Raw genomic sequence first — 12234 nt, 5'->3', positions numbered from 1 at the left:
TAAAAAAGGGCGAACCCTCACAGGTTCGCCCTTTTGCATTTCAACCGCTCAAATCACAGCTTGGCCTGCAACAGCGCCTCAAGCTTCTCCTGGTCGCGAGCGAACTGACGGATGCCCTCAGCCAGTTTCTCGGTGGCCATTGCGTCCTCGTTGGACAACCAGCGGAATTGCGCTTCGTTGAGGCTCAGACGGGCTTCGCCGGCGTTGCCCGGTGCCAGTTTGCGCTCCAGTTTGCCGGTATCGGCCGCCAGTTTGTCGATCAGGTCCGGGCTGATGGTCAGACGGTCGCAGCCGGCCAGTTGCTCGATCTGGTTGAGGTTGCGGAAGCTAGCGCCCATGACCACGGTCTTGTAGTCATTGGCCTTGTAGTAGTTGTAGATGCGGGTGACCGACTGCACGCCCGGATCATCGGCGCCGGTGTAGTCGTTGCCGTTGGCCTTCTTGTACCAATCGTAGATGCGGCCCACGAATGGCGAAATCAGGAACACACCCGCGTCGGCGCAGGCGGCGGCTTGGGCGAAGGAGAACAGCAGGGTCAGGTTGGTCTGGATGCCTTCCTTCTCCAGCACTTCGGCGGCGCGGATGCCTTCCCAGGTCGAGGCGATCTTGATCAGTACGCGGTCACGGCCAACGCCGGCCTTGTCGTACAGCTCGATCAAGCGATGTGCACGTTTCAGCACGGCATCCTTGTCGAACGACAGACGCGCATCCACTTCAGTGGAGATGCGCCCCGGGATCACTTTGAGAATTTCCTGGCCGACTGCGACGCCGAAACGGTCGCTGGCCAGGCCGACATCGCCCTTGCAGTCGCTGACGCAAGCATTCAGCAGCTCGGCGTAGGCCGGAATGGCAGCCGCTTTGAGCAGCAGGGACGGGTTGGTGGTGGCGTCGACCGGTTTGACTCGGGCGATCGCTTCGAAGTCGCCGGTGTCGGCAACCACGGTGGTGAATTGTTTGAGTTGTTCCAGCTTGGAAGTCATGGGCGTGCTCTGTCCTATGGGTCTGATGACATTACCCGAGCGCTGACAGCCACTCAAGGGTAGGTGTGTGTATCGATGGCCCCTGCGGCAACAACCTGAAAACAATTGTTTGAAAGGCGGGGCGAGGTATCGATGAATACGATGCCAAAACAGCCAACAGGTTCAAAGCAACCGACCTGCGTGCAGGCCGGTTGTGCATGCGCTACTGGGCGTTCAACAAGGCTTCGACCGACATGCGCGCCGGTTTCGGCTGGCCGTCCGAGGTGAGCAGGCCGAAGTTCTTCTCGCGATCGTTACTGCCGGAGTCACTGTTCTTCCATTCATAAATGGACGTCAGCGGGATCTTGAGTTTTTTAACATCGCCAATAAACGCGTTGATCTTGCTCGCTTGCCCTTCAGGCCCCCCATTGGAAGCGAGCGCCGAGACGCCCCATTCACTGATGACCCCCGGTAGATGGAAGTTCTGCTGAATGAAATTTTGCGCATTGCTGATCTGTGCCGCAGTCATGCCGTAGGGGTGATAGGACACAGCGTTCAGGCATTTGGGGTATTCGCTGACGATACGGTTCAGCGCCACGGTGGAAGCCGAGCCTGCGCTGGGCGGGCGGGCGAAGCCGTAACCGACCACCGGCGTCGATAGTGGTTGTTGTTGCAGCGCCTTGCACACGCCGCTCATGAACGGCACAAACGTGGTGTCGAAATTGCGCGTCGGCCAGTAGGTTTCCAGATCCGGTTCATTCCATAGCTCGATCGCCACCAGTTGCGCGCTGTACGACTGATGCAGCCCGGTCACGGCTTTGGCGAAGCCTTCACCGGCAGTGGTCAGCTCGGCGCTCGAGGTGGCGGGCAACGCCTTGATCGCGCGGACCGTCAGCAACACCGGCAGGCCCGCCGACTGCGCCGCCGCAAAGGCATCGCTGACCTGTTTCTGATAAGCCTTGGCCGTCAGGCTGTCGCTCCACACACCGAAGCGGACAAAACCGAAGCCGGCCGATTTGATCTGCGCCGCGTCGGCAGCCGTGAAGTTCTGGATCTTCACTTGCACGCCGATGTTCTTGGCCGGAAGGTTGGGAAACACTTCGCTGGCGTGAACCTGAGTCGTAGCGCCGGCGATCATTAGCGCCAAAGCGCCGAGTTTTTTGAGATGTGTTGTTTTCATGTCTGCTCTCCCGAAGAGAAGTGACAACTGCGAATAAATGATCCCGTTTCTCAAATTTCGAGTGAGGTGATGGCACTTAGTGCGCGAATGTTATTTTTTGTCGGAAAACAGGCATTCGAAAATCACAGTTATTTTTAGTCCGCTAATTGTGGTTGGGGGGCTTTTAAACGCTGTGGTACTTAATACTTCGGTACTAACAGGGCGAATCTATTTCTGAGTGCAGGAAGATCTTGAGGGTTCATTCAAATGCTCTCGGGATGTTGGCCGTTTGACATTACACAGGAAAGTAAACCTTGTTCAGAAAGATCCTTGTTGTCTGCGTGGGCAATATATGCCGAAGTCCGACGGCAGAACTGTTGTTGCGTAAAGCGCTGCGTTCCACGGCCATCACGGTGACGTCCGCAGGCCTTTCCGCCCGGGTTGGCGAGGGCGTCGAGGCGTCGGCCCGGCAGATTCTCGAAGACCATGGGCACAGCGCCGAAACGTTCAAGGCGCGGCAACTGACAGCGGACATCGTCAATGACTCAGACCTGATTCTGGTCATGGAAAAACAGCATGTTAATCAAGTACTGAAGATTGCCTCTCACGCCAGAGGCAAAGTGTTTCTGCTCGGCAAGTGGCAGAGCGAGCGCGAAATACAGGACCCGTATCGTCAAGGCAAGGCCGCTTTTATTCATGCCCATGCATTGATTGAAGATGCTGTTAGTTCATGGGCGCAGCGCCTCGGGCATTGATGAATATTCTTCAGATCAGTGAATGGTAAGAACAGACTTATGCAGTTACCGTCAGTAATCGGCACCCGTGACAACGATCAAGACAGTATTGATCTGCTCGGCATATTTGGCAGCCTGATCGATCAGAAATGGTTGATTGGCGCACTGACCGGGGCCTTTATGGTCACCGGCGTGGCCTATGCGGTTTTGGCCACGCCCGTGTACCTGGCGAATGCGCTGGTGCAGGTCGAGCCGAAAAAGAACGACATGCTCGGGTTCTCCGACCTCAACAGCATGCTCGGCGGGCAATCGCCGTCGGTGACCGAAATCGGCATCATCAAATCCCGCGCGGTGATCGGCAAAACCGTCGACGACCTGCGGCTGGACATCGATGTCACTCCCAACACCTTCCCGATGATTGGCGGCTTTCTTGCCCGGCGTTATCGCGGCGAGACCGAGACCAGTGTCGCCGCGCCGCGTTTCGGCCTGAGCAGTTACGCCTGGGGCGGTGAGCGCCTGGAGTTTGCCCGGCTCAATCTGCCCAAAGAGCTGTTGGGCAAGAAGCTCACCCTGATCGCCGGCGAACAGAAGCGCTTTCAGCTGCTCGATGACAACGACAACCTGCTGGTCGAAGGTATGGCGGGCGAAGCCTTTGCGGCGGACGGCGTAGAAGGGCAGATCACCCAGTTGCTGGCCAACCCCGGCACCCGTTTCGAAGTGGTGCGCAACCCACGGATCGTGACCATTCAGGGTTATCAGGACGCCCTGGATATCTCCGAGCAGGGTAAGGAATCGGGGATTATCAAACTGGCGCTGGCCAGCAGCGACGCCGCTGAAGCGGTGAAAATCCTCAACAAGATTGCCGCGCTGTACGTCGATCAGAACGTGCGCCGCACCTCGGCGGAAGCGGCGCAGAGCCTGGCCTTCCTGCAAAGCCAGTTGCCGCAGGTCAAGCGTGATCTGGCCAAGGCCAGCGATGCACTCAACGCTTACCAGACCCACGGCAAAACCGTGAACATCTCGCTGGAAACCCAGTCGGTACTGGGCCAGTCGGTAGCGCTGGAAACGCGGATCTCCGAGCTGAAAATGCAGCAGGCGGAGATGGACCGCAAGTTCACCAAACAGCACCCGGCCTATCGCGCGTTGATGAGCCAGATCGGCGAACTGACCCAGCAACAGAAATCGCTGGAAGGCAAAGTCGGCGATCTGCCCGCCACACAGCAGGAATTGCTCAACCTGACCCGCGATGTCGAAGTGGCCTCGCAGATCTACACACAGTTGCTGAACAAATCCCAGGAGCTGGACATCGTCCGCGCCGGCGCGGTGGGTAACGTGCGTCTGGTCGACGCGGCGGATGTCGACCTGACCAGCCCGGTCAAACCGAAAAAAGCCCTGATCGTGCTGATCGCCACCTTCCTCGGTGCCTTTGTCGGCGTGGCGCTGGTGCTGCTGCGCAAATCCCTGAGCCGAGGTCTGGAAGGCCCGGAAGCCATTGAGCAACTCGGTTTGCCGGTGTACGCGTCGATTCCGTACAGCGCCTTGCAGGATGAAGAAGACAACAAAAAAGGCCGCGCCCGCGACGGCGTCGACAAACCGGCGTACCTGCTGGCCCTGCGTAATCCGACGGATCTGTCGATCGAATCGATCCGCAGCTTGCGCACCTGCCTGCACTTCGCCGGGCTGGACTCGACCAACAACCGCATCATGATTTCCGGGCCGAGCCCGCAAGTCGGCAAGACCTTCGTCTCGTCCAACCTCGCCGCCGTCATGGCCCTGAGCGGTCAGCGCGTGGTGCTGATCGATGCCGACATGCGCAAAGGTCACCTGCACAAAACCCTCAACACGCCGATCACCAACGGCTTGTCCGACCTGTTGGTCAAGCGTTGCAGCATTGATGAGGCAATCAACAAGGTCGAAATCGACAACCTGCACTTCATCAGTCGCGGCCAGGTACCGCCGAATCCTTCCGAGCTGTTGATGCACGCCAACTTCCGCGAGCTGCTGGCGGAACTGAGCGAGCGCTACGACCTGGTGATCATCGATACGCCGCCGCTGCTGGCGGTGACCGATGCGGCCATCGTTGGCCGTGAAGCCGGGATCAGCCTGATCGTCACGCGCTTCGGGGTGAACCCGGCCAAGGAAATCGAACTGACCATTCGCCGCTTCGCGCAAAACGGCATCGAGCTAAAAGGCGCGGTGTTCAACGGCGTCGAGAAGCGCGCGGCCAGTTACTACGGCAACGGCGGCTACGGCTATTACAACTACGAATACGCGTCCGACAAATCCTGACTGTCAGCGACTGTTTTTTCCTGTTTGAAGTGGGTGAGTTGTGAAAAAAATACTGCACGTGGCAGAGACGATCAAAGGTGGCGTCGCGACGGTGATCCGGACGATTTCGGCTTCGCCTGAAGGCGATGCGGCGAACTACGAGCTGGTGTATCTGGTCCCGGATGATCAGGCCAAAGAGTTGCACGGCATCGGCGAAGAGCAGATCCGCACCTTCCCTCGTACCGGGCGCAACGTGCCGTCGCTGCTGCGTTTCGCCTGGCGCCTGACTCAGGTGATGCTCAAGGAAAAACCCGACGTGGTGCATTTGCACAGCACCTTTTCCGGGGTGATCGGCCGTTGCGTGTGTGTACTGCTGCGACCGTGGCGCAAGCCGAAAATCGTCTACTGCCCGCACGCGTTTTCGTTCCTGATGGAAAGCTCGCCGACCAAGCAGAAAGTCTATGCGTGGATCGAGCGGGTGCTGCAGAAAGTCACCGACGTGATCATCTGTGTCAGCCAGTACGAACTCGACAAAGCCGCGCGCTTCGGCATCGAACGCAAGCGCATGAAGCTGATCTACAACGGCATTCATCGCAAGGATGACGCACCGAAAGCGGCAAGCCCCGAGCCGATTCATCTGCTCTTCGTCGGCCGCCTCGATTACCAGAAAGGCTTCGACGTGCTGCTCAAGGCCTTTGCCAAAGTGCAGCGCAAAGACTTGAAGCTGACCGTGGTCGGCAGCGCGGTGAACGAGGATTCGGTGGAATGCCCACCGATGGACGCCGTTGAATACCTGCCATGGGTTACGCCGAGCGAAGTGCAGGCCCTGTACCAGAAGGCCGATGCGCTGATTGTGCCGAGTCGCTGGGAAGGTTTCGCCATGGTGCCGCTGGAAGGCATGGCCATGGGTTTGCCGGTGATCGCCAGTAACTGCACCTCGCTGCCGGAACTGGTCACCAATGAAGTCTCCGGTTATGTCTTCCCGTCCGGCGATCACCAGGCGCTGGCCGATGTGCTGACGATCATCCAGAAGCCACGTCTGCTCGACCTCGGCAACGAAGGTCGGAGCATCGTCCGCGAGCGCTTCAGTGCCGCGTTGATGATTCGCCAGACCTACGACCTGTATCGCGCTCCCACTTTTTAAGTAGAACTCAAGCATATGAACGTAACGATTTTGCATGGCTACAGTGCGTCCAACTCCGGTGACGGCTTGCTCGTCGATCTGGCCATCGCGCTGGTGCAGCGCAACTTTGGTGAAGACACCGCGATCAGTGTCGTGGCTTCCGATCCGGACTCTTTCAGCTACTTGCCGCACCCGCGTTTCGACGCGCCGGTGATGGCGGCCAAGGGCTTGGGCCGGGTCAAGCAAGCGGTGTTCCTCAATCAGTCCTACGCCGGGCTGGCGGATCTGTTGAGTAAAACCGATCTGATCGTCGGCGTCGGCGGCGGTTACATGCGCTCGAAAAGTGCCTTCGAACACATCAAGTTGAAACTCGGCCACGCCAAGCAACTGGAAACTGCGATCCTCAGCAAAGTGCCGTCGGTGTACCTGCCACAAAGCATCGGTCCGTTCCACGGTGAGAGCAGCAAGATCGTCGAGCACTACGCCAATGCCGACGCGGTGTTCGTGCGTGACAATCGCTCTTCGGCCATGTTCGATGCCTGTGCCAACGTCTACCGCGCGCCGGATCTGGCGGTGCAATCGCTGGCGAGCAAAATCCTTCAGCAAGCGAAATTCACCCGCTGCGCGTCGTCGCCGGCCACGGTGTGCGTAGTCCTGCGCAAGCCGCCGGAGTGGAGCAAGGAAAAGAAAGTCGCTTACGTGGCCAATCTGAAAGTGCTGCTGCAGCGTTTGAAGAACAAAAGCAAAGTGGTTTGCGCCGTACAGAGCGCGGTGCGCGGCAACGATGACGGCGCGTTTTATCGCGAACTGGGCATCACTGAAGATCTGCTGTCGTTGAAAGCAACGATTGCCAAATATCAGCCGGACCTGGTGATTTCCGTGCGTCTGCACGGCGCCATCGAATCGCTGCTCTCCGGCGTGCCCGCGTACCACATCAGCTACGAGCGCAAAGGCTTCGGCGCCTATCAGGACATGGGCGTGGAAGATTGGGTAATCAACGGCGGCGACATCAATGTCGACACCATCATCGACACGGTTTACGCGCCGAATGCGTTGTCGAATTTTGGCAAGCGCCTGACCGACACCTGCCGTGAAATCGAAGCGAAAACCGTGGCCATGGACGAGATCATCAAAGGTGTCGTTCGATGATATTTCGGCTACTGCTTCGCGGCGGTGCCTTGGGCGCGAAGTTTTTGCTGGTGTTGGCGATCACCCATTACCTCGGTTATGAGGCGCTGGGTTTTTACGGCGTGGTGGTCGCGGCTTCGTTGATCGCGTCGAAGTTCTACAGTGTCGGTTTCAGTTCCGAGATCAATCGGCTGATCAGTGTCGGCGGCAGTTCGCGCCGCGTGGTCGACAAGGTGCTGCTGCTGTACCTCGCCGTTGGCGTGGTCTTGTCAGTGGTGACGGTGCTGATTTACTCGCTGTTCCAGCAAGTCGAAGCGACGGCCGCGCTGATCCTTTGCGTGACGCTGGTGTTGCTCACTGAGCACCTGTCGTTCGAGATCAACTCGTTCGTGTTTTCCGCGCAGAAAGCCACGGCGGGCGCGCTGCTGTTTTTCATCAAGACCGGCCTGTGGGCGGTGTTGGCCGTGGGCGGGATGATGCTCGGGTGGGTGTCGGGTATCGCCAGCGTGTTGTGGTTGTGGGTCGCCGCCAACGTGCTGGTGATCATCGCCGGTTACCTGATCGTGGTGAACGTTCATCACGGCCGGGAAACCGGGACACTGGCCACTGCTACTGTGTGGAAAGCGGGGTTACCGTTTTACCTTGGCACCGGGTTGATCGCGTTGAGTCAGTACGCCGAGCGGTTTCTGATCGCCGATCTCGAACCGTACGCCAAACTGGGCCAATACGTGTACGCGTGGTCGGCGGCGAACACCTTGCAGGCGTTGTCGTACGCGGTGGTGGCGGTAGTCGGGATTCCGCTGCTGGCCAAGCGTTTTCAGGCTGATCAGCAGGCGTTCACGGTCAAGCAGTTGTTCATCAACAAGTGGGTCATGCGCTCACTGGTGGTGTCGGCGGCGGTGGCGGTGGCGATCTATGTGTTTTTCAACGTGGTGCTCGATTACGTCGCCACCAGCGTTCCGCGTCCGGATAACGCCATTCTCGGTGTGCTGATTTTCTCCTTCGCCTTGCGCGCGATCGGCGACATCGTCTGGGGCGGTTTGATTGCCTCGAAAAACAGTCGCGTATCACTGGCCAGCGCGGCGATCTGTCTGCTGGTGTCAGTGCCGGTCAGCTATGTGTTGATCAAGCACTATTCGATTTACGGCGCGGCGTGGGGCAACGTCTTCGCGATCATCGTGCAACTGCTGGTGATTGCCGTGCTGACCCGTGCAACGGCCGGGAAAAAGGCTGCGTTGTCATGGGCCTGAAACTGCCGTGCATCGAGTTTCGTGGCAAGCGACTCGATTCGTATGTCTCGTTCCTGATCCTCTTCACCGGGCTGTTCCTGTCGGTGGCCATGCCGCTGTTGGTCCCGCGTGATCCTGGGCCGGATGCGATGACCTTGTGGTCGTCCTACGCTCGCGCCGATAACTGCAATTTCTGGAACCCGTTCTCCCCCGATCGCTCGTCCTACGAGTGTTCGGCATTCCTGCTGCGGCCCACCGGGATCAACCTGACCAATGCCTGGGCCTACGGCATGTTCTGCAATTTTTTCCTCACGGCGATTCCAGTGGTGGTGTTCCGGCGCATGCCGCTGGCGATCTTCGGCACCCTGTGTCTATGGGGCATCGTGCGCTCGTTCTTCCTCGAGAATCTGACCAAGGAAATCATTGTCTCGGTGGCAGTTTTGAGCATTCTGCTCAGCTCGCTGACGCGCAAATATCGCGGCGGTTTTTTTCTCTCGGCAGTGATCTACGGCGTGCTGATCCGGCCTTACTGGATTCTGTTTTCGCTGTCGTGGGTCGGCGTCTGCGTGATGAAAAAGTACGTGTCGCGCACGACCTTCTTTCTGATGCTGTTCCTGTTTTATCTGGCGGTAGCGATGTCGATCCAGATCGCGCTGGGCTTTCCGGTGTCATCGATTCGCGCCAGTAACAACGAACTGCGCACGGCGGGCGAGGAGGGCTCGAAATCGTTGATCGTGTCGTGGCTCAGCGGCAGCGACTTCGTTTCGCAGGCGCTGGACTCGATGATCATCTTCTTCCGTTTGTCGTTTCCGGTGGAGCTGATTCTGCTCTCCGGGCCAGGCCAGGTGATCTTCGTCGCGTTGATGATCATGACTGCATTGCTGCTGTTCAAAGTCATCACCTCGACCGATTACAAAGGCGCGCCGATCCAGACCAAACCCAAGGAACTGATCGCGATTCCGCTGGCGTTTCTGCTGGTGCAAGGCCTGTTCGAGCCGGACTTCGGCTCCTTCGCCCGGCACTTCTCGATGGTGGTGCCGGTGTTGTTCGTTGGCCTGGGCTTGATGCTGCGGGCGAACAAACCGGTGCAGGTTGAATCAAGAATTCTGAATTGAGGCAGGTGCTTTATGTCGAGCAAGAAAAAGTCCCTGGAGATCGAAACCCTGCGCGGCCTGGCGTGCCTGCTGCTGGTGCTCTATCACGTCATCGGCCCGTTGGGCGGCGGGTTGAAGATCGATATCGGCTCGCCGTTCCGGGTGATCGCCGACTCGATGGTGTACGTGCGCATGCCGCTGTTCACGTTTATTTCCGGGTACATCTATTCGATCTACAAAATCCGTGGCAATGACTTTTCCGCGTTTTTCAGCGGCAAGGTGCGCCGCTTGATCGTGCCGCTGTTTTGCGTCGGTGTGCCGTTCTCGGTGTTGCAAGCGGTGGGGCCGGGGGTGAACAAGGATGTCGGGGTGATCGACGCGTTGCTGTCGTTCTGGGTGCCGATCAACCACTTCTGGTTCCTGCAGGCGGTGTTCATTATTTTCATGTTCGTCGGGTTGCTGGAGTGGCGCAGGATGTTGCGTTCGGCGACGCGCTTGTATGGGCTGTTTGCCTTTGCAGCAGTGTTGTTTCTGCTGCCACCGTTCAAGTTCGACGCATTCGGGATCAACGGCGCGATTTACCTGCTGCCGTTTTTTGTCGCCGGGATGATTGGCCAGGAGAACGTTGACGCACTGAAGCAGCGCTTCAAAGTGATCGGGCCGCTGGTGTTTGTGCTGATCTCGCTGACGTTGCTGTATGTGGCGGCGATTGATCGTGAGTTGATTGTCGATCGTCGCAGTCTGATCGGTCTGGCCGTGGGTTGCGTGTCCTGCATCGCGTTGTTGTCGAGTGATATGCGTTCGAAGGCGCTGACCTGGCTCGGTGGCTACTCCTATGCGATCTTCCTGTTCCATGTGCTGTTCGCCGCGACGTCGCGGTTTGTCCTGGGGCGGTTAGGGGTGAAGGATGAGAGCTTGCTGGTGCTCGGTGGCTTGAGTTGTGGCTTGCTTGGGCCGGTGGTGTTGTCGATGGTTTTCAGCCGGTTCAATTTCACTTCGGTGTTGTTTCTTGGCGAGCGGGTGGCGAAGAAGAAACCGTTGGCACCCGTCACCCCGGTGGTGCAAACCCACAGCAGCTAAGAGCGTCGCTCCCACATTAGATCTATGCGAGCGACACAATCCCTGTGGGAGCTGGCTTGCCAGCGATAACGGTGGGTCAGGCAATGAATCTGTGTCTGACCGGACCCCATCGCTGGCAAGCCAGCTCCCACAGGTTTTTTCGGTGTACATAGACTTAGCGGATGACCACAACCCCTGTGGAGCGATGATTCGTCCTGCTCGCGAAGGGGCCATTCCAGACTGAAGGAAATTTTGCATGTTGGCAGTAGATGATGCGCAACCCGTCGCAGCGTCGGTGGTTCAGGTGGGCGATGCCCGCGAGCGTTTTGCCCGGTGGCGTGAAGGCAAGGCCGGCAATGTTCTGTCGGTCTCGGTGATCGGCGACAGCTACAGCGCCGGGCAGGATTTCTACCTGAACAAACTGGTGCAGCGCGTCGCCGGCGAGGTCGGTTTTGCCGGGCCCGGTTACGTTGGTTTCAACCACGGTGCTGCGCTGGGCGGCACGCATTTCAAATACACCCGCAGCAGTGACAAGTACTTTGGCGGCGACTGGAAGGTTTCAGACCTGGGGCAAGCGAGCCCGGACAGCCGCACGGTGACAGGCCGGCCCGGCGCTTGGTTGCAGGTGGATGCCAATCCTTCGCCGCGCATCGATACGGCCGTCACTCAGGCGAAACTGCTTTATCTGGGCAATGGCGAATCCAGCGAGATCCGCTACCGCTGGACGCCCACGCAAGACTGGCAGCCCTTGAAACTCGAAGGTTCTGGCGTTCAGGAAGTCCCGCTGACAGGTCTCTCGGCAGCGAAAGACTGGTCCTTCAAACTGGAAGTGGTGAAGGGGGCGCCGACGTTGTTCGGGCTATGGATGAGCAATGATCAGAACGGCGTGCGGGTCTCGAAACTGGCCGCCTCCGGTGCAGCCTCTGCCGACTTCTATCACAAAGATCCGCAATGGCAAGTGCAGTGGAAAGCCGCCGTGTCGAAGATCCCGGCCGACGTTTACCTGATCATGCTCGGTGGCAATGACCAGGGTTTCGGCGTGAAGCCTGCGCAGTATCTGCAGAATGTTCAGGGGCTGGTGGGGATGCTGCGTGAGATTCAACCGGCGGCGAGTATCAACCTGATCATGCGCCAGGACACCACGCGTTCCAGCGCTTATCCGATGTCGGCGTACGCGCAGGTGCTTGAACCTTGGGCGCGCGAGCAGCATCTGGGGTACGCCAACCTGCAATGTGCGTTCGGGCCGGACGTCAAACGTTACGCGGCGGCAATGATCGGCCCGGACAAGATTCATCCGGTGCCGGCCACGGGCGGGAAGGTGATTGCCGATTACTTCTATGGCTGGATCACCGGCGCCAAGGACCGTTGCGACGCCGCCCAGTAATGATCGTTCCCACGCTCCGCGTGGGAATGCCGCCCGGGACGCTCCGCGTCCCTTCGCTGGGTGACGCAGAGCGTCACTGGATGCATTCCCACGCAGA

Annotated in this window: 10 protein-coding genes; 8 read left to right on the top strand and 2 right to left on the bottom strand. The window is 58.7% G+C overall.

What is annotated here, in order from left to right; translation table 11 throughout:
- Window positions 1–53 precede the first annotated feature (53 nt).
- Both tal and M9827_RS20945 read right to left on the bottom strand, forming a co-directional pair.
- Window positions 54–980 carry a transaldolase gene (tal, locus tag M9827_RS20950; RefSeq protein ID WP_034156416.1) on the bottom strand — a complete coding sequence of 309 codons (927 nt, stop codon included), beginning with the start codon at window positions 978–980 and terminating at the stop codon, window positions 54–56.
- Window positions 981–1182: 202 nt separating this feature from the next.
- Window positions 1183–2139 carry a cellulase family glycosylhydrolase gene (locus tag M9827_RS20945; protein ID WP_250606964.1) on the bottom strand — a complete coding sequence of 319 codons (957 nt, stop codon included), beginning with the start codon at window positions 2137–2139 and terminating at the stop codon, window positions 1183–1185.
- A gap of 293 nt (window positions 2140–2432) precedes the next feature.
- On the opposite strand from M9827_RS20945, the gene M9827_RS20940 reads away from it, so the two are divergent.
- The 8 genes from M9827_RS20940 to M9827_RS20905 all read left to right on the top strand — a co-directional run bounded on the left by M9827_RS20940 (window position 2433) and on the right by M9827_RS20905 (window position 12137).
- Window positions 2433–2873 carry a low molecular weight protein-tyrosine-phosphatase gene (locus M9827_RS20940; protein WP_250606963.1) on the top strand — a complete coding sequence of 147 codons (441 nt, stop codon included), beginning with the start codon at window positions 2433–2435 and terminating at the stop codon, window positions 2871–2873.
- A 39-nt stretch (window positions 2874–2912) separates the two neighbouring features.
- Entirely contained in the window at window positions 2913–5141 is a 2229-nt protein-coding gene (locus M9827_RS20935; RefSeq protein ID WP_250606962.1) for a polysaccharide biosynthesis tyrosine autokinase, read from the top strand.
- A 40-nt stretch (window positions 5142–5181) separates the two neighbouring features.
- Window positions 5182–6264, top strand: a complete 1083-nt coding sequence (locus tag M9827_RS20930) for a glycosyltransferase family 4 protein (protein WP_250606961.1) — start codon at window positions 5182–5184, stop codon at window positions 6262–6264.
- 15 nt (window positions 6265–6279) lie between these two features.
- Window positions 6280–7392: a polysaccharide pyruvyl transferase family protein gene (locus tag M9827_RS20925; protein WP_250606960.1), complete on the top strand. Its 1113-nt coding sequence runs from the start codon at window positions 6280–6282 to the stop codon at window positions 7390–7392.
- Window positions 7389–8621: an MATE family efflux transporter gene (locus tag M9827_RS20920; RefSeq protein WP_250606959.1), complete on the top strand. Its 1233-nt coding sequence runs from the start codon at window positions 7389–7391 to the stop codon at window positions 8619–8621. The genes M9827_RS20925 and M9827_RS20920 overlap by 4 nt, the downstream gene beginning before the upstream one ends.
- Window positions 8612–9715: a hypothetical protein gene (locus M9827_RS20915; protein WP_122607459.1), complete on the top strand. Its 1104-nt coding sequence runs from the start codon at window positions 8612–8614 to the stop codon at window positions 9713–9715. Before M9827_RS20920 ends, M9827_RS20915 begins: the two co-directional genes overlap by 10 nt.
- Window positions 9716–9727: 12 nt before the next feature.
- A complete protein-coding gene (locus M9827_RS20910) occupies window positions 9728–10774 on the top strand; it encodes an acyltransferase family protein (RefSeq protein WP_250606957.1) in 1047 nt (348 codons plus the stop codon).
- 235 nt (window positions 10775–11009) lie between these two features.
- Window positions 11010–12137, top strand: a complete 1128-nt coding sequence (locus M9827_RS20905) for an SGNH/GDSL hydrolase family protein (protein WP_250606956.1) — start codon at window positions 11010–11012, stop codon at window positions 12135–12137.
- Window positions 12138–12234: the final 97 nt, after the last annotated feature.

It is taken from the genome of Pseudomonas sp. AKS31, assembly GCF_023634765.1.
Lineage (GTDB): Bacteria > Pseudomonadota > Gammaproteobacteria > Pseudomonadales > Pseudomonadaceae > Aquipseudomonas.
Note: the sequence above shows the minus strand (reverse complement) of the source record. Positions and strands in the feature narration are given on the sequence as shown.